This is a genomic window from Streptomyces sp. NBC_00775, assembly GCF_036347135.1.
In the GTDB taxonomy this organism is placed as follows: Bacteria; Actinomycetota; Actinomycetes; order Streptomycetales; family Streptomycetaceae; genus Streptomyces; species Streptomyces lutosisoli.
Window position 1 is genome coordinate 5696116 of record NZ_CP108938.1, and the last position, 18976, is coordinate 5715091.

The window sequence follows — 18976 nt, forward strand, 5'->3', positions numbered from 1 at the left end:
CTGCCGGTCCGGTCCGATCCGGTCTGTGCGGAATACAGCCATCCGGTGCGGGCGTTGAAGCTGATCATGACTTCTCTCCGCAAGCTTGGCTCGTCCGACCTCGAGGTCTTCCCGCTCTCTCTCGGCGGCAACGTCTTCGGCTGGACCGCCGACGAGGCGCAGTCCTTCGCCGTGCTCGACGCGTACGCGGCCGCCGGCGGCAACTTCGTGGACACCGCCGACTCGTACTCGTCGTGGGCCGAGGGCAACAAGGGCGGCGAGTCCGAGACCATCATCGGCAAGTGGCTCAAGGCGCGCGGGAACCGCTCCGACGTCGTGGTCGCCACCAAGGTCAGCCAGCACCCCGAGTTCCCGGGGCTGTCCGGCGCCAACATCAAGGCCGCGGCCGAGGCGTCCCTGCGCCGCCTGGACACCGACCACATCGACCTCTACTACACGCACTTCGACCAGCCGGAGGTGCCGGTCGAGGAGATCATCGGTGCGCTCGACGAACTCGTGAAGGCCGGCAAGGTGCGCCACATCGCCGCCTCCAACATCTCGCCCGAGCGGCTCCAGGAGTCCGTGGAGTTCTCCGACCGCGAGGGCCTCGCGCGGTACGTCGCCCTCCAGCCGCACTACAACCTCGTCTCGCGCGACACCTACGAGGGCCCGCTCCAGGAGGTCGCCTCCCGCACCGGCCTCGCCGCCGTCCCGTACTTCGCGCTCGCCTCCGGCTTCCTCACCGGCAAGTACCGCCCGGGCGCGACGGTCGACTCGCCTCGCTCCGCGGGCGCGGGCCGTCACCTCGACTCCGAGCGTGGTGTCCGGGTCCTGACAGCCCTCGACGAGGTCGCCCAGGCCCACGAGGTCCCGGTGGCCACGGTCGCCCTGGCGTGGCTGGCCGCTCAGCCGACGGTCGCGGCGCCGATCGCTTCGGCTCGGACGGTGGAGCAGCTGCCGGCGCTGCTGGGGGTGGCGGACCTGGTCCTGACGGACGGCGACCTCGGGAAGCTGACGGAGGCCTCGGCGTAACCCCCGGCTTTTCCATCCCTGGGGGCTGCGCCCCCAGACCCCCGCTTAAAAGATTGCGCAGTTCCCCGCGCCCCTTTTAGGGGCGCGGGGAACTGCGCGAGTAACCCCCACCGGCCCGCAGACGAAACACAACCCCCGGCGTCGAAGGGGCGCAGCCCCTGGGGGATGGGACGGGCAGGGGCGGCGGGGGCGAGAACCCTACGAGCGGTAGGGGTTGTACGCGGGATACGGGGTCGCAGGTCCGTAGGGCTGGGTGTAGGGCTGGCCGTAGGTGTACGCGTAGCCGTGTACGGGCCACGGCGGGGGCACCGGGACCACCGGAGCCGTCGCCCGGGCCGCGTACGCCAGGGCCGGCCGGGCGATGTCCCGGCGGCGCCACAGCTCGTCCAGCAACTCGCGCTCCCGTACGACGAAGTCGGCCCCCGCACGCCCCCGGCGCCCCCGATGACGGAGAAACGCCAACGAGGTCGCGTACGCCTCGTACTCCGCGACCGAGCGCCCCGCGGCCTTCCCGAAGTGATGTCCCGCCCACTCACGGGCGAGCCGCCGCGCCCGCATCGACCCCAGTACGTACGGCTCCGGCGCGGTCAGCCACCCGGCGAGGGCATACGCGGGCAGTTCCGCGCGCACGGTGCGCAGCTCCCGCTGCCGTGACCAGATGGCCAGCCAGGTCAGCAGCCCGAACGCGGGCACCATGAACGCGGCGTACACCGCGAAGAACCCGTACTCCCCGAAGCTCGACGAGCTGTTCCAGGCGGAGTGCATGCCCATGGCGAGCAGCAGCCCGCCCAGCGGCAGCAGTACGCGGCGCAGATGCCGGCGTTCGGCGGACATGGCCGCGATGCCGAAGCCGATGCCGGTCAGCACGGTGAACAGCGGGTGCGCGAAGGGCGACATCACCACGCGGACGAAGAAGGTCGCGGCGGTCACGGACGCGAGCCCGCGCTCGCCGCTGAGCTGGTCGGTGCCGAAGGCGGTGCCGAGGTAGAGGATGTTCTCGGTGAACGCGAAGCCGGTGGCGGTGACCCCGGCTATGACGACACCGTCGACGATGCCGGTGAAGTCCCGTCTGCGGAAGAGGAAGACCAGCAGCACGGCGGCGGCCTTCGCGGACTCCTCGACGATCGGCGCTATGACGGTCGCGCCGAGGGTGTCGGCGCTGGACGGGTCGGCGGTCGCCGTCGCTATCCATCTGGTCGCGAAGCTGTTGGCGACGATCGCTATCAGCGCGGCCGCGCAGGCGCCCCAGGCGAAGGCGAAGAGCAGGTTCCGCCAGGGCCCGGGCTCGACCCGGTCCAGCCACCGGAAGGCGGCGACGAGCAGCGGCACGGGGAACACGGCGAGGCCGAGGCCCACCAGAAAGCCCTCGGTGCCGGTCTGTTCGCGGACGAGGGCCAGGATCACGAGCCCCGATATCGCGAGCAGCGCTATCAGCGCGCCGTAGCGCACCGGCTTCCGCTGCCACCAGCGCGCGTGCCGCAGCGCACCGCCGGCGGGACCGCTGGGGTGCGTCGAGTACGGGGGACAGGTGGCCACGGCATTGACCCTAACGAGACAGGGGCGCAGCCCGCGACGGTGCCTGGTGCCGTGCGCGGGGCTTCAGACGCCGCTGGACTGCTGGTCCTGGTGGTGTACGAGGTGCTGTACGCGCCGGAACAGGAGGTCGTTCACCACATGACCCTTGTCCAGTCCCTGGCCCTCGAAACGGGTCAGCGGCCGGAACTCGGGACGTGGCGCGTAACCGCCGTCGGGCTGGGTGTTCTCGAAGTCCGGGTGCGCACTCAGCACTTCGAGCATCTGTTCGGCGTACGGCTCCCAGTCGGTCGCGCAGTGCACGAGGGCGCCCGGTCTGAGGCGGGTCGCGACGAGGCTGAGGAACTCCGGCTGGATCAGCCGCCGCTTGTGGTGCCGCTTCTTGGGCCAGGGGTCGGGGAAGTACACGCGCAGACCGTTCAGGGACTCCGGCGGGAGCATCTTCGTGAGCAGGATGATCGCGTCGCCGTTGCCGACCCGGATGTTGGACAGTCCGTTCCGGTCGGCGAGATTCAGCAGGTTGCCCTGCCCCGGGGTGTGCACGTCCACCGCGAGGATTCCGGTCTCCGGGTCCTCGGCCGCCATCTGCGCGGTGGCCTCGCCCATGCCGAAGCCGATCTCCAGCACGACGGGGAGGTCGGACCCGAACAGTTCCGCGAGATCGATCGTCCGCTGCCCGTCGATGTCCAGACCCCACTTGGGCCACAGCCGCTGCAACGCATCCGCCTGCCCGGCCGTCACCCGGCTCCGCCGCGGCTGGAAACTCCGGATCCGCCGATCGAAGTGCGACCCCGCGGGGTCGGCCTTCGGCCCGTCCGGGAAACGGGGCTCGCCCTTGGCGCGGGCGTGGTGCGGGGAGCCTTCGGTGGTGGCCGGTGCGGGCTCTTCGGGGGAGTTAAGGGAGTCAGACACAGTGGGGTCGATTTTACGGGGCGGGGAGGGGTGGGACGGGGGGTGCAGGCCCCAAGGGTTTCTCGCCCCCGCCGCCCCTACCCGTCCCATCCCCAGGGGCTCCGCCCCTTCGGCCCCGTGGGTTGTGTGTCGGGTGCGGGTGGGTGGGGGCTGGTGCAAAAGATTGCGCAGTTCCCCGCGCCCCTAAAAGGGGCGCGGGGAACTGCGCAATCTTTTAGGGGGGTCTGGGGGCGCAGCCCCCAGGGATGGGACGGGTAGGGGCGGCGGGGGCGAGAACAACCCCTCACGCCGCCGCCAACGTAGCCAGTGCCCTCCGTGCGACCTCTCTCCCGATCGGCAGCGAAGCCGTAGCCGCAGGGGAGGGAGCGTTCAGTACGTGCACGGTCCGGGGGCCCTCCCGGATCAGGAAGTCGTCCACCAGGGTCCCGTCGCGCAGGACGGCCTGGGCCCGCACCCCGGCAGGGGCGGGGACAAGGTCGTCCGGAGTCACCGCGGGCAGCAACCGCCGCACCGCATCGGTGAATGCCGGCTTCGACAGTGAACGCCGCAGCTCCCCGGCCCCGTACCGCCAGTGCCGCCGGGCTATCCGCCAGGAACCGGGCCAGGCCAGGGTCGCGCCCAGCTCCCGGGGCCGGACGACACCCCACCCGTACCCCTCCCGGGCGAGCGCGGGCACCGCGTTCGGCCCGATGTGGACGTGTCCGTCGATGCCCCGGGTGAGGTGCACTCCGAGGAAGGGGAAGGCCGGGTCGGGCACGGGATAGACCAGTCCGTGCACCAGCTCGGGCCGCGCCAGCGTGTAGTACTCGCCGCGGAAGGGCACGATCCGCATGCCGGGGTCGTCCCCGGCGAGCCGGGCGATCTCGTCGCAGTGCAGCCCCGCGCAATTGACCAGCACGCGCGCGCGGACGACCGCCCCGTCGGCCGTACGGACGGCGGCGCCGACGCCGGGGCGCTGGTCGACGCGGACGACAGCCGTCCCGTACCGGATCTCGGCCCCGGAGGACTCGGCGAGCTGCCGGGCCACCGCGACGTAGTCGCAGATCCCCGTGGTGCCGACGTGGATGGCGGCGAGCCCGCGTACCTCCGGCTCGTACTCCGCTATCTGGGCCGGGCCCAGTTCCCGTACCGGAATGCCGTTCTCCCGGCCGCGCTGGACCAGGCCGTGCAGCCGGGGCAGCTCCGCCTTGTCCGTGGCGACGATCAGCTTGCCGGTGACGGCGTGCGCGATGCCGTACTCCGCGCAGAACTTGACCATCTCGGCGGCGCCCCGCACCGCGTACCGCGCCTTCAGGGAGTCCGGGCGGTAGTAGATCCCGCTGTGGATCACCCCGCTGTTGCGCCCCGTCTGGTGCCGGGCGGGCCCCCGCTCCTTCTCCAGCACCGTGACCCGGGTGCCCGGCGCCGCGCGCGTGATGGCATACGCCGTCGACAGACCGACGATCCCGCCACCGATCACCAGCACGTCACAGTCGTAAGCGATCCCCGGCCGCACCTGCACCACCTCCCGGCTTCGATAGTGCACTGCGCCACTGACAATGCCCTCAAACCCGGGGGAGGCGGGCCGAGCCCCGAAAGGGGCGCGGGGCGCTGACATCATGCGGCTCCGCCGCGTGGGCGCGACCAGCCACAGACCACCCGCGGCCCCGAACCCACAGGAACCCGGCAGACGCGAGGGATCCTGCCCCAAGCGGAGCGCCTACGCGGGGGCCATGAGCAGCGGCCGTGCGCGCTCCCGCAGTTCGGCCACGCGCGGTTCGTCGCCGTACGGCTCCAGCCGGTGCAGGAGATCCTTCACGTACTCGGTGGTGCGCGCGGAGGAGATGCGCCCCGCGACCTCCACCGCCCGTACGCCCTGCGCGCACGCCGCGTCGAGGTTGCCCGACTCCAGCTCGGCGACCGCCGACACCACGAGTCGCAGCCCGTGGGAGCGTACGAACTCCTCCGTCGGCTTCGACAGCGCCTGCTCGGTGAAGCGGCGCACCTGGCGTGGCGCCTTCAGGTCGCGGTAGCACTCGGCCGCGTCGGCGGCGAAACGGTCGTACGAGTAGAAGCCGAGCCAGGACGGGTCGTTGTCGCCGTCCCGGGCCCGCTCCAGCCAGCCCTCGGCGGCCTTCAGGGCGGCGCCGGCCGCCTGGGCGTCACCGGCGCGCGCGTGCGCGCGTGCCTCGACCAGGCGGTAGAAGCTCATGGTGCGGGCTGTCGCCAGTCCTCGGTTGCGTTCCAGAGCGGCCTGGGCGAGGTCGACGCCCTCGTCGCCGAAGCCCCGGTACGTCGCCTGGAGGGACATGGACGCGAGTACGTAGCCCCCCAGGGGCACGTCGGCGGCCGCTCGGGCGAGGCGCAGCGCCTGGATGTAGTAGCGCTGGGCGGCCTCCTGCTGGCCGGTGTCGAACGCCATCCACCCGGCGAGGCGGGTGAGCTCGGCACTGGCTCCGAAGAGGGCTCTGCCCACCTCGTCCGAGTAGGAGCCGAGCAGCAGGGGCGCCGCCTCCACCCTCAGGCACTCGGGCACCATGGATGAACGCCAGTCGCCGCCTCCGTACTTGGAGTCCCAGCGCCTGGCGTCCTCGGCTGCCTCGCGGAGCTTCTGTACATCGCTGTGGCCGACTTTCAGCGGTGCTCCGGAGCCCTCACCGGGGCTCACCTCGCGCGCCACCGAGCTGTCGGCCGGGGTTATCAGCCACCGTGAAGCGGGAGTTGCGTATGCGCTCACTGCGAATGACCCGGCGAGCGACTGCCAGATGCCGCCGCCGCCGGCCCGGCGCCCGGCCAGGTCGAGGCGGTACAGGTCTGTCGCCGACCGCACCGCCTGTCCGACGTCACGGGGGAAGGCGAGGCCCACCTCGGGTGCGGGATCCGCGTCCGCCAGGCCGATCTCGTGGAGCGGCACCGGGCGGCCGAGCTTCTGGCCGATGGCGGCCGCGATGAGGTGCGGCGCCGCACCTTGCGGCACCATTCCCTTCGACACCCAGCGCGCCACCGACGTCTTGTCGTAGCGAAGAGTCAACCCGCGTTGAGCGCCAAGGTCGTTGACGCGTCGTGCGAGTCCTGCGTTGCTGATTCCCGCGAGGGCGAGAACGGCGCCGAGTTTTTCGTTCGGCCCGCGTTGCTCCCTGGACATGCGCCACCCCTCGACACAGACGGCTGCCGCGCTGGCATAACCACGCGGCATTCGTAAACCCAGCGTAGTTCGCCCAATCCCAAGCGTTAAGAGGCCTGGTTCCGGATGGCGGGATTGTGGTCCGTACGACAGTACGGACGGTTGCGGCGTGCTCCCGCTGTGTGGCCGTGCGCCCGTCCGTGCGCTCTTCTCCGGCCATCGGGGGAGCGCTTCCATGGAACGTGCGTGGGTCGGCCCGCTGTACTGGATCCAGTGGGCTGGGGGACACCGCCGCTTACATCCCCGCGGGCGGCGGACCGGTCCGGGAGGCGAACTCCGCCTCCCGGACTGTGCGTTGCCGGAGCGGTGCGCAAGGCCTGTACGGAGCGTGTGCGCTCCTGTCCGCCCGTAGCCGATTTGGCCGAAAATCGACGGTGGCCCTCGGAGGCAATTAGGGCTCCTACCACGTCAGTTGAGGGCGCGTAGGGTGTTTTGGGGGAGCGTATCGGGGGCGCATTCGCGTCGGCCCGGCGGGGGTTGGACGTCGCCCGGACGTTGCCCGGACGTCGCCCCGGGGGCTTGCCCGGAGGCGGCCTCTCGTCGGCGGCGCGGCGGCTCGACTTCGCCCGACATCGGTTGTGCGTCGGCTTCTTGGCGGCGCGGGCGCTCGCGCGGGGGCGCACTTCAGGGAGCGCAAGCCGCCGCAGGAGCCCTCCCACACGCGTCCTTCGTGGCAGCATGGTGCCGAGTTCGTACGGTGCACTGGTTGTCCACAGCCTGTGGAGGCGGCGATGCGATGGTTGGTGGGGTGGAGCAGCACCGTCGCCAGAGCGCCTGAGATCGGCTCGGCGGGCGCCACCGGAAGCGACGGCGAGACCGTGCACCCGGTGGGTTCCCAACTCCTGTGGGGCGACCCCGATCCGCTCTGGGCCGTCGGCGACTGGCGTCCCGACGAGGTGCGCGTCGTGAAGGCCGACGCGCAGAACCGTATCGCCGTACTCGGCACCTGCGGAGCCTCCGACGAGGAGCTGCGCGTCGGGCTGTTCGCCGCGCGCGGAGGGGCGATTCGGCATCTGACCAACTGGGCCGGCAGCTATACGGCGGTCGTCCAGGTGGGCCGGCGGGTGACCGTCTGCGGCGATCTCGCGGGCGCGCGGCCCGTGTTCTACACCCCCTGGGCGGGCGGCACGGCCTACGCGACCGCCGCGCTCCCCCTCGCCGACCTCATCGAGGCGAACCTGGACTTCGGGCACCTGGCGGCCCTGCTCGCCGCCCCCGACGTACCGGCCGCGGTGCACGACTCGACCCCGTACGACGGCGTGCGGCGCATCCCGCCGGGGCACACGCTCATCCTGCGCGCCGGGGCGCGCGAGATCGCCGGGTACGAGCCGGTCGCCTCCCTCGCGGTCGCGGCACCCTCGGCCGACCCCACGAGCGCCGTGGACGCTGTGCGCGACGCCCTCGTAGAGGCCGTACGCGCGCGTCTCGCCGCGCCGCGTCATGTGCCGGGCACCGATGTGGACCCCGGGCCCGTGCCCGGGATGGGGCCCGCCGAGCGGCGCGCCGCGCGCGGGATGCCGGTGCCGGGGATCGGCGCCGACCTCTCCGGAGGGCCCGCTTCGGGGACGCTGGCGCTGCTCGCCGCTGGGCTTCCGGGGGCGCCGGGGACTGTTCTGGGGCACGGCACGGGCGCCGGCGAACGACTTCTCGCGGTCACTTTCAACGACCTTGCCGTCAGCGGGCGGGAGGCCGAGCTGGAGCGGGCCGGGACGCTCGCCGCGAATCCCCGGCTGCACCATGTGGTCGTCACCGGGGGCGAAGAGGTGCTCCCCTACGCCGACTTGGAGGGCCCGCTGACGGACGAACCGGGCCCGTCACTGGTGACGGCGGCCCGGCACCGCGCGCGGCTGTCGGCCGGGAGCGCGGACCACTTCACCGGGTACGGGGCGCGGCAGGTCCTGGACGCCCATCCGGCGCGGCTCGCGGACCTGTTGATGGACCGCAAACGGCGTCACCTGGTGCGGCCCGTCGCGGCGCTGGCGAAGGCGGACGGTTCGGTGATGGTCCCCGCGCGCGTGTACGGCGCCGCGCGCAAGCTGGCCCGTACGCCGTACCGCACCGGCGTCGACGTGCTCGCCGACCGGCTGCTGCACCGGCGGTTCGAGGAGCCGGGGGGTGCCGTGGGGGCGTCGCTCGCCGCGCTCACCTGGGCCAGGCCCGGGCCCGCGGCGCGTTGGCTGACCGGTGAGGCGCTTGCTGAAGTATCGGTTCGCCTGCAGGGGGCGACGGGGCGGCCGGGGGTCGGGCCCGGGCAGCGGCCGGGCGACTTCCGCGCGCGTGCGGCGCTCGCGCGTCACGCGGCGGATCTACGCGTCCTGGAGCAGGCCGCCGAGATCCGCTTCCAGCGGCTGCACACGCCGTTCCTCGACAACCAGGTGGTACGCGCGTGCCGTGACCTTCCCGAGGCGCTGCGGGTGCAGCCGGGCGCTCGCGCGGCGATCCTCCGTACGGTGCTGGAGGGGGCCGGGGTGGCGGATCTGCCCCCCGGGTGGGGCGCACCGTCCCACGCGTCCTCGGCGGCCGCCGCACGCACCGGGTTGCGGGTGGCCGCGGATTCCCTGATCACCCTCTTCGACACACCCCTGCTCGCCCAGGCGGGCCTCGTCGAGGCCCGCGTCGTCCGCAAGGCGCTCCGCGCGGCCGCGGAGGGCGAGCCCCTGCCCCTCGACGGTCTCGCCGATCTGGTCTCCCTGGAACTCTGGCTACGCCGGTTGCTGGCCCGACGGGGAACCTGCTGGACGGGAACACCCGCCCGACAGCGCGCCGTGCCGGCCGGGATTGTGCCGCAGGGGCGGGCGTTGGGGGCGGGGGCGGTTCGAGGGTAGGTGGGTTTGGTTCGGTTCGGTTGGGTTCGGTGGCGTGGGTGGGTCGGGGCCGTGCCGGTACGTCCAGCCCGTCGCCGGTGGGCATTGCTGCTTGCTGCCACAGCATGAACTTGGCCATAACCACGTATGCGACGGGCTGGACGTACCGGCACGGCCCCTTCCGTACGTCGCCGACCGCGCGCCGTACCTGCCGGGTGAGGGTGGGTGGGGCCGTCGTGCGTCGCCGGGTGCGGGTGGGTGGGGCTCCAAGAAGGACCTGGGGGCGGGTGCGGGATCGCGGGGCGCAGCCCCGCGCCTTTGCTTTTGCCTTTAGGGGCGCGGGGAACGGCGCGCCCAGCCCGAACGGACCCGCAGTCGACAAGCAACCCTCACCCCCACCCACCCAAGGGGCGCGGGGAACGGCGCGCCCAGCCCGAACGGACCCGCAGTCGACAAGCAACCCTCACCCCCACCCACCCAAGGGGCGCGGGGAACGGCGCGCCCAGCCCGAACGGGCCTGCAGTCGACCAACAACCTCAGCCCCCACCCACCCAAGGGGCGCGAGGAACTGCGCGACCAGCCCCCACCCACCCGCACCCGACACACAACCGAACGGGGTCGAAGGGGCGGAGCCCCTGGGGATGGGACGGGTAGGGGCGGCGGGGGCGAGAAACGCAATTGCCTGCACCACCGCGACGGGTAAGCCGACTACCAGAGACCGTGCCCGACAAGGCTCGCCGGGGAAAGCCGATGCCGCGGGTTGCGGGGACGGTGAGAATGGGTGGGTGCGGTACAGGATTCTGGGGGTCACCCAGGTGGAGGACGACCGGGGAGCCCAGATCACCGTGGGCGGCCCCCGCGTACGCGCGCTGCTCACGGCCCTGGCCCAGCGCCCAGAACACACCACCACCCCGGACACCCTGATCAACGAGGTGTGGGCGGACGATCCCCCACAGGACGCCCCCGCAGCCCTACAGGCCCTGGTCGGCCGCCTCCGCCGAGCCATCGGCAAGGACACGGTCACCTCCGAGGCGGGCGGCTACCGCCTGCGGGCCACCAAGGACGACGTGGACCTGTTCGTCTTCGAGCGACTGGTGGGGCAGGGCAAGGCCGCACTCGACCAAGGTGACGCCACAACCGCCGCCGACCGCCTCCGCGAGGCCCTCGCCCTGTGGCACGGCCCCGCCCTCGCCGACCTCCCCGACCGCACCGCCGCGACCCGCCCGGAGGCCCTCCGCCTGGAGGCGACGCGAGCCCGCGTCGACGCGGACCTGCGGCTCGGCCGCGCCTCCGACGTCGTACCGGAGTTGAAGGAACTGACGTCGGCTCACCCATACGACGAGGCGCTGCACGTCCTGCTCATCCGCGCCCTGCGCGACGCCGGCCGAGGCGCGGATGCCTTGGCTGCGTACGAGGGGGTGCGCCGCGGGCTGATGGACGGTCTGGGAGCGGATCCCGGGCGGGAACTACGCGCACTGCACGCGGAGTTGCTGGACCCACAGCGCAACCCGCAACCGGAGCAAGGGCAGTGGCACGGGCAGGAGTACGGGCAGGGGCAGGAGTACGGGCAGGGGAATGGGAAGGGAAAGGCGGCTCGGCCAGAGGACACAGCTCGCCCCCAAGCTCGTGCGGGCGGGGCGGCGCCCGCCGGTTCCGTCGAGTCGGGCGATCTCTTCCGGGCCCCACGGAACGGGAACATTCGTCCTCGTCTGAACGCATTCGTCGGGAGGGAACCCGAACTCGGAGCCATCCGTTCGGATGTTCAGAGGGCACGCCTGGTCACCCTGACCGGACCAGGTGGTTCGGGAAAGACCCGCCTCGCCGAGGAAGCCGCCGCCGGGCTTCCGCAGGCGTGGCTGGTCGAGCTGGCCCCGCTCGACCGGCCCGAGGCGGTCCCGGGCGCCGTGGTCAGTGCCCTCGGTCTGCGCGAAACCGTGCTGATCACCAACGAGATGGCGGTCCCGCAGGACGACCCGGTCGCCCTGCTCGTCGAGTACTGCGCCCAGCGCAGCCAGCTCCTGATCTTTGACAATTGCGAACATGTCATCGGCGCGGCGGCCGAGCTCGCCGAGACTCTGCTGACGCACTGCCCGGGGCTCACGATCCTCGCCACCAGCCGTGAACCCCTGGGCGTGCCCGGCGAGTTGGTGCGCCCGGTCGAGCCCCTGCCGCCCGATCCCGCGCGCCGCCTCTTCATGGAGCGGGCGTCGGCCGTGCGCCCCGACGCCGACGTCGCGTTCCACGACTCGGCGGCCGTGGACGAGATCTGCCGGCGGCTCGACGGTCTGCCCCTGGCCATCGAGCTGGCCGCCGCCCGGCTGCGGCTGCTCACCCCTCGTCAGATCGCCGACCGGCTCGACGACCGCTTCCGGCTGCTCACCTCCGGGAGCCGCACGGTGCTGCCCCGCCAGCAGACCCTGCGCGCCGTCGTCGACTGGTCCTGGGACCTGCTCGACGAGCGGGAGCGGACCGTGCTGTGCGAGGCGTCCGTGTTCGCGGGCGGCTGGGACCTGGCGGCCGCGGAGGCCGTGTGCACCGGGCCCGCGGCCGATCTCGTCGGGGCGCTCGTCGACAAGTCCCTGATCGTCGCCACCCCGTATGACGGAGACGGAGATGGAGATGGAGATGGGGAGGGAGGCGGCTATGGGGATGGCGACGGCTACGTAGATGGCGTTCGGCTTGGCGGCATGCGTTATCGCATGCTGGAGACCATCCACGAGTACGCCACCGAGCGCGCCGCGGAGGTCCCCGAACTGCGCGCCTCGGCCGAGCGGCGGCACCGCGCATGGGTGCGCTCGCTGGTCGAGGAGGCCGAGCCGCTGCTGCGTTCCGCCGAGCAACTCCCGTGGATCCGGCGGCTGGAGACCGAGCTCGACAACATCAGGGCTGCTCTCTTCCGCGCGGTCGTCGCCGGTGACGAGGAGGAGGGCGGTGCCCTGGTCCTCGCCATGGGCTGGTTCTGGTGGCTGCGCAACTTCCGCCGCGAGGGCACGGAATGGACGGACCTCGTGCTGCGGCTGGGCGCGATGCTCGACGCGACCGGGCCCGGTGCGCCGCCCGCCCCAGGGGGGCCGCCGGCCGTGGGCCTGGGGACTGGCGCCGCTGTGGGCAGTCGGTCGGGCACGAGCATGGGCTCCCGGACGAGCGCGAGCATGGGTACCCGGACCGGCACGACCATGGGCGCCCGGAAAGACACGGGCGCAGGTCCTGGAGAGCCTGGAGAGGGCGCGCTGTCCGTCGGGTCTCGGCCCGTCTCCGGTGACGCCCTCCTCGCCGAGCTGGACGCCGTCGACCCCGTGGCGGCCTTCCTCGACGCCCCCGAGCGCGATGCGCACCCGTTGCGCGGGGTGCGGATGCGGATGCGGCTGTTCCACCTGTTCATGAAGATGGACGTCGGCTCGCTGGACGGGCGGGTGGACGGGCCGATGCGGGAGTACATCCAGCGGGTGCGGGCCGTCTTCGAGAAGGGCGGCCCCGACGCGGCCCGGATGCCGGGACTGATCTGGCCGATGGCCTCCTACTTCCTGGGCGGCGCGGACGATCTGCGGCCCGTCATGGACGCGGCGGTCGCCAACTGCCGTGCGTACGGGGGCGAGTGGGAGATCGGCGTCACCCTGATGTTCCGTACGCACATGGTCGTCGATGCCCCGGGCGGTATGGACGGAGTGGACGACGACCTGGCGGAGCTGCGGGTGCTCAGCCGCAGGGTGGGGGACCGCTGGATGCGGGCCCAGGTGTGCAGCGCGGCCGGTGAGGCGGCGATGGCGCGCAGCCTGTTCGACGAGGCGAAGGGGGAGTACGAGGAGGCGCTGCGGCTCGCCTTCGAGGTGGGCGCGTATGCCGAGACGCCGTTCCTCATGGCGCGGCTGGGCGAGATCGCCCATCGTGCGGGCGAGCGGTCCCGGGCGCTGGCCGCTCTGGACGAGGCGAGTGCGGCGGCCGAGCGGTACGGGGTGACGGACTCCCGGGCGTTCGTCCGGCTGCTGCGGGCCCAGATCGCGCTGGACGACGGCGAGGTCGCCTCCGCGCGCGAACTGTGCGAGCAGGCGCGCGAGGATGGCTTCCAAGGGACCCCGCCCCCGCAGTTCGTGGCGGCGCTGAACTGGGTGGACGCGCTCGTCACGACCGCCGAGTCGGGTCCGGAGCGCGGTTTGCGGAAGCTGTTCGACGCCCTCCGGGATGCGGTGGACATGCGGTGCGCCGATGTGGTGAAGGCGGGCTTCCTCGATGTCGGGGCGGGCCTCCTGGCCGAGCTGGGCGATCACCCGCACGCGATCCGTCTGCTCGCCGCCGGTGCCCGCTGGCGCGGCGGCCATCCGCGTCCCCCGCGCGAGCGCGTCCACGCCGAGCGTACGGAGGCAGCCGCGCTCGCGGCCCTCGGACCTGTCCGCTACGAGTCCGAGCGGGCCAAGGGTTCGGACTTCGCCACGGATGACGCGCTGCGGGACCTGGCCGAGGCGCTGAATGAGCACCCCATCGCCGACTAGCGGCCCGGGCTCATCTCATTCACGCACAAGCGCCCGCGTGTTCCCCGGTACCGGAGCCGGGCCCATTCACGCGCACCGGAGCCGCATCCGCTCACGCGCGCCAGAGCCGTGCCCGCTCACTGGCACAGGAACTTCGACTCCGCCCAGTCCGCCAGTGCCGCCGAGTCGAACGGTGAGTGGGGTTCGACGACGAGGCGGATCGTCTTGTGGCCGGTGAGGTTCACATGGACGGGGATCGCCTGGTCACCGCCCTCGATCAGCGGCGACTGCCACAGCTGCGACCCGTCGGCGTACACGGAGAAGCGCGCCTTGCCGAGGCCCATCGTCAGGTCGTCGACGCCGACCATCGCGTCGTACGAGGAGCAGCTGCGGTTGAGGTCGATGGTGACGGAGGACTGGCCGTGGACGGTCACCCCGTGCGCGTACGTCGTGTTCGCGATCGACACCCCGTCGCGCTGCCACACCCAGCTGCTCTCGCCGAGCCGCATCTCGGGCTTGGTGTGGTCGCCGTTGACGCCGTACTCCAGCTCGCTCCACTGGTAGACGACCGGTGCGGGAGGGGGCGTCGGGGTCGGGGTCGGGGTCGGCTTGGGCGTGGGCTTCGGCTTCGCCTTCGCCTTCGTCGGGGTGGGGGTTGGCGACGGCTTGGGCGTGGGCTTCGGGGTGGGCTTGGGCGTCGGGGAAGGCGTCGGCGTGGGAGTCGGGGCGGGGGCGACCACGACCGGCGGATTCGGCGTAGGCGTCTTCTTCGGGGGCTTCGGCGACGGCAGTGGCGCCTCGACGGCGGGTGAGGTGGCCGGTTTGGCCTCGGGCTTCTTGGCTGGGCTGTGGTTGCCCGACAGGGCGAGTGCCACCGCCACCGCCGTGGCCGCCGCGACGACACCCGCCGCGATACCGGCCTTGACCGGCGCGCCGAGTCCTTCCGAGGCCGCCGCGCCGCCACCCGCGCTCGCCCCGCCCGAGCCGCCACTCGCCGCGGCTGCCGCGCCCGCGGCTCCGGCCGCACCCGCTCCGGCGCCACCGGCGATGAGGGCGACGGCCTTCGCGTAGCCGGCGGCACCGAACCAGCCGATGACCGCGACCGGCACGACCGCCGGGATCCCGCCGGCGACTTCCTTGATCTGGCCCGCGGCCAGCCGGCACTTGGCGCACTCCTCCAGGTGCTTGCGCAGCCCGCGTTCGGCGCGGGTGCGCAGCCCGCCGCGGGCGTAGGCGCCGAGCCGGTCGGCGTAGCGCGCGCACTCCTCGTCCATGCTCAGCGTGGCGCTCACATGCGCCTGGAGGTAGGCCTGCTTGAGGCCCTCACGGGCGCGGCTGGCGAGTACGCGCGTGCCGTTGGCGTCGAGTCCGAAGAGCGTGGCGACCTCGCTCGGCGACTCGTCCTCGACCTCGGTGTGCCACAGCACGGCCTGCCAGCGCTCCGGCAGTGAGCGGAAGGCCTGCATGGCCATGGACTGCTCGGCCTCGTGCATCGCGTGCACGTCGGCGCCGAGGTCCAATGTGTCGTCGTCGGACACCTCGGAACCGCGGGAGGCCTGCGTGGCGAACACCGCGAAGTCGTCGACCAGTTGCTCCCGCTTCGCCGACGTCGTCCAGTTCGCGGCGACACGGCGGACCGTGGTCAGCAGATACGCGCGTACGGCGTGCTCGGGCCCGCTGCCGCCGCGTACGGCCTGGAGCATGCGGGCGAACACCTCGGCGGTGAGGTCGTCGGCGGTGTGCGCGTCCCGGCAGCAGGTGCGGGCGTAGCGGCGCACGGCTTCCGCGTGGCGCCGGTACAGCGCCTCGTACGCCGTGTCGTCACCCGCGCGCATCCGCTCGATCAGATCGGCGTCGGACGGGGGCAGATCGACCAGGGGCAGATCGGCCGGGGGCGGCAGGGCGCCGACGTCGCGCCGGTCGAAGCGGTCGCGCTGCGAGGGAACGCTGGGGTCCGGGCGGCTGTCGCCCGAAGGCGCCGCGCGGCCCGTCGAGGGGCCACCCTGGCTCGGCACCTGCTGTGAGGGCGGCCCGCCGGTCTCCGCGCCACCGTCACCGAGTGACTCGTCCCGCCCGTCAACACTCATCGCGGAAAGCCCCCGCCTGCACACTCGGACCCGAATACCGGGAAAGAGTGCCACACGCTTCAGGGGTGCGGCTCCCCAGTACGGACCAACCACTCGTCCGTGGGGACTTGCCACACGACAGCACTAGTGGTCACTCTTTTGGGGAATAGTCAACGAACGGCCCGCGCACGGGAGTTGCCGTTACGCCTGAAGGTCCGGAGCTCGCTGTCGCGGGCTCCACTGACCGCCGTACCCGGTGCGCGAGTGGTGCAGGACCCGGTACGCGAGTGGTGCAGCACCTGGCGCGAGTGGCGCAGCACCCGCGCGCAGGAAGGTCCGGTTCTCCCGGGATGGCCCGGTACTCAAGGGACGCTCACGCCGGACGTGAGCGCAGCCCCTCCAGCAGGATGTCGAGCAGCCGGGACGAAGCCGCGGCCTGCTGGGCGGCGTCCGGCAGCGAGGGTGCCGCCGTCGCGATGACCAGCAGAACGTCCGCCACGGTGACGTCCGCCCGCAGCTCGCCCGCCGCGCGCGCCCGGTCCACCAGTCGGCCGACCACCTCGAGCAGTGCCGCCGCACCGGCGTCGTCCGCCGCCACGACAGCCGACTCCTCCTCGGGCACCGGCCGCTGTTCGACGAGCCGCAGCTCGGGCGTGAGCCCGGACCGCTGCTGCGGCACCCGCGCCTCGTCCGCCTCGGCACCGTCCTCCGCGACGCCGACCCGCAGCACCTGCGGCGGCAGCAGCCGCCCGGCGCCCGAGGCCACCGACGTGCGCAGGAAGCGCGAGAGCGCCGACCACGGCTCGTCCTCCTGGCCGAGCGCCGCACGTGCCTGGTCGGTCAGCCGGGAGGTCTCCTCCTCGGCTATCCGGCGGACCAGGACGTCCTTGCTCGGGAAGCGCCGGTACACCGTGCCGACACCGACCCTCGCGCGCCGCGCCACGTCCTCCATCGGCGCGCCGTACCCCAGCTCGCCGAAGACCTCGCGCGCCGCGCGCAGTACGTGTTCCAGATTGCGCTGTGCGTCCACGCGCAGCGGCGTCGTACGCGATCCTTCACCCGGACCGCGGCCATTGCCGCTCGCCGCCGCGCCGACCGTGCCACCGGACGCGATGGCAGACGCGGAAGACCAATGAGAATCCTGAATGTGCATAAGTGTTCCCCCGGTAATGACGTCTCCCCCCGGAGACTCTCCCCGCCATTGGCAGCCGGAGCGTGCGGAACAAGCTTGTGAGCACGAGCCCGCCCTGCGGACTCGTCGAGCGCATCCCCCTACACCCCGTCGACACACGAACATAGTTGAGAGGGGGTCAATTCAGAAGGGGCAGGTTCCGCACGGAGCGCCCCCCGATCGGAGTACGGGACGGTTACGTCCCGATTGCGCCCCCTCCGCGCACCCCGTGCACCCCCACTGGCCTGCGAATATTCCTCGGACTCCGGCAAATCGGCCAACCCTGCGCGTTGTCGGCGGCCGGTCACACAAATTGTCGGGCCTGTGGACAAACGCAAGAGCTGGGTGCGTCATGGGATGGTGAAGGAACGTGCGCGCATTCTCATTGTCGGCGGCGGCTACGTCGGGTTGTACACAGCCCTGCGCCTGCAGCAGAAGTTGAAGCCTGAACTGAAGCGGGGCGAGGTCGAGATCACGGTCGTCTCGACCGAGCCGTACATGACCTATCAGCCGTTCCTTCCCGAGGCCGCCGCGGGCTCGATCTCGCCGCGCCATGTCGTCGTCCCGCTGCGCCGGGTCCTGGACCAGTGCCGGATCCTCATCGGCGAGGTCCAGTCGATCGACCACGCCAAGCGCACCGCGACGGTCACCACGCTCGCCACCGAGGAGGAGGGCGCGGGCGCGGAGCAGATCACGTACGACGAACTCGTCCTCGCCCCCGGCTCGGTCTCGCGCGCCCTCCCGATCCCCGGACTCGCCGACTACGCCATCGGCTTCAAGACGGTCGAGGAGGCCATCGGCCTGCGCAACCACGTCATCGAGCAGATGGACATCGCCTCCTCCACCCGCGACCCCGCGATCCGCGACGCGGCCCTGACCTTCGTCTTCGTAGGAGGCGGTTACGCCGGCGTCGAGGCGCTCGGCGAGCTGGAGGACATGGCCCGCTATGCCGCGCGCTACTACCACAACGTCCGGCCCGAGGACATGAAGTGGATCCTCGTCGAGGCCTCGAACCGCATCCTCCCCGAGGTCGGCGAGGAGATGGGCAAGTACACGGTCACCCAGCTGCGCCGTCGCAACATCGACGTACGCCTGGAGACCCGCCTCGACTCGTGCGCGGACCGGGTCGCCGTCCTCAGTGACGGCGCGCGCTTCCCGACGCGTACGGTCGTGTGGACCGCCGGAGTGAAACCGCACCCGGTCCTCGCCGCGACCGATCTGCCCCTCAATGAGCGCGGCCGCCTCCAGTGCACTCCCCAGCTGACCGTCGACGGCGTCACGCACGCGTGGGCCGCGGGAGACGCCGCCGCCGTCCCCGACGTCACCGCCGCCGAGCCCGCCAAGGAGACCGCGCCCAACGCCCAGCACGCCGTGCGTCAGGCCAAGGTCCTCGGCGACAACATCGCGCACTCCCTGCGGGACGAGGCGCTGGAGACGTACTCCCACAAGTACGTCGGTTCGGTCGCGTCCCTGGGACTGCACAAGGGCGTCGCGCACATCTACGGGCGCAAGCTGAAGGGCTATCCTGCCTGGTTCATGCACCGCGTCTACCACCTGAGCAGGGTGCCGACTTTCAACCGCAAGGCTCGTGTGCTCGCCGAATGGACCCTGGCGGGGCTCTTCAAGAGGGAGATCGTGTCCCTCGGTTCGCTCGAACACCCCCGAGCGGAGTTCGAACTCGCGGCCGGTGGAAAGCCTCCTCTCGACCCGAAGCTCGACCCGAAGGGGTCGTCCTGACCGGACCCAGGAACTCCACCGGTCGGGTCGGCGTCTGACGGATGTCGGCCCGGTCGGCCAGACTGCCAGACTGGTCCACGACCTTGGGCGGGCCCACCGCTCGCCCTTCTATC

The 18976-nt window shown here is 72.2% G+C and carries 10 protein-coding genes; 4 read left to right on the top strand and 6 right to left on the bottom strand.

Going from position 1 to position 18976, the window contains the following annotated elements; genetic code table 11:
* Positions 1–66 precede the first annotated feature (66 nt).
* Positions 67–1011, top strand: a complete 945-nt coding sequence (locus OIC96_RS25395) for an aldo/keto reductase (protein ID WP_330305641.1) — start codon at positions 67–69, stop codon at positions 1009–1011.
* 198 nt (positions 1012–1209) lie between these two features.
* On the opposite strand, the gene OIC96_RS25400 is transcribed toward OIC96_RS25395, so the two are convergent.
* The 4 genes from OIC96_RS25400 to OIC96_RS25415 form a co-directional block, all read right to left on the bottom strand.
* Positions 1210–2547: a PrsW family intramembrane metalloprotease gene (locus OIC96_RS25400; protein ID WP_330305640.1), complete on the bottom strand. Its 1338-nt coding sequence runs from the start codon at positions 2545–2547 to the stop codon at positions 1210–1212.
* 63 nt (positions 2548–2610) lie between these two features.
* Positions 2611–3456 (bottom strand): tRNA (guanosine(46)-N7)-methyltransferase TrmB, encoded by an 846-nt coding sequence (gene trmB, locus OIC96_RS25405; protein ID WP_330305639.1) that lies wholly within the window; start codon positions 3454–3456, stop codon positions 2611–2613.
* Between the two features lie 283 nt (positions 3457–3739).
* The gene (gene lhgO, locus OIC96_RS25410) at positions 3740–4981 is read right to left on the bottom strand and encodes an L-2-hydroxyglutarate oxidase (protein ID WP_406501774.1); all 1242 of its coding nucleotides are present in this window, start codon (positions 4979–4981) and stop codon (positions 3740–3742) included.
* 174 nt (positions 4982–5155) lie between these two features.
* Complete coding sequence (locus tag OIC96_RS25415; protein ID WP_330305638.1) at positions 5156–6580, bottom strand: MFS transporter; 1425 nt, start codon at positions 6578–6580, stop codon at positions 5156–5158.
* Positions 6581–7350: 770 nt separating this feature from the next.
* Here OIC96_RS25415 and OIC96_RS25420 point away from each other — a divergent pair.
* Both OIC96_RS25420 and OIC96_RS25425 read left to right on the top strand, forming a co-directional pair.
* Positions 7351–9444, top strand: a complete 2094-nt coding sequence (locus OIC96_RS25420; RefSeq protein WP_330305637.1) for an asparagine synthase-related protein — start codon at positions 7351–7353, stop codon at positions 9442–9444.
* A gap of 764 nt (positions 9445–10208) precedes the next feature.
* Complete coding sequence (locus OIC96_RS25425; protein ID WP_330305636.1) at positions 10209–13910, top strand: AfsR/SARP family transcriptional regulator; 3702 nt, start codon at positions 10209–10211, stop codon at positions 13908–13910.
* Positions 13911–14026: 116 nt separating this feature from the next.
* Here the strand turns inward: OIC96_RS25425 and OIC96_RS25430 are convergent, their stop codons facing one another.
* Positions 14027–15976, bottom strand: coding sequence for a sigma-70 family RNA polymerase sigma factor (locus OIC96_RS25430; protein ID WP_330305635.1), 1950 nt, complete (start codon positions 15974–15976; stop codon positions 14027–14029).
* Between the two features lie 352 nt (positions 15977–16328).
* Positions 16329–17108 carry a TetR/AcrR family transcriptional regulator gene (locus OIC96_RS25435; RefSeq protein WP_330305634.1) on the bottom strand — a complete coding sequence of 260 codons (780 nt, stop codon included), beginning with the start codon at positions 17106–17108 and terminating at the stop codon, positions 16329–16331.
* 375 nt (positions 17109–17483) lie between these two features.
* Here OIC96_RS25435 and OIC96_RS25440 point away from each other — a divergent pair, with 375 nt between their 5' ends.
* Entirely contained in the window at positions 17484–18863 is a 1380-nt protein-coding gene (locus OIC96_RS25440) for an NAD(P)/FAD-dependent oxidoreductase (protein WP_330305633.1), read from the top strand.
* Positions 18864–18976 lie beyond the last annotated feature (113 nt).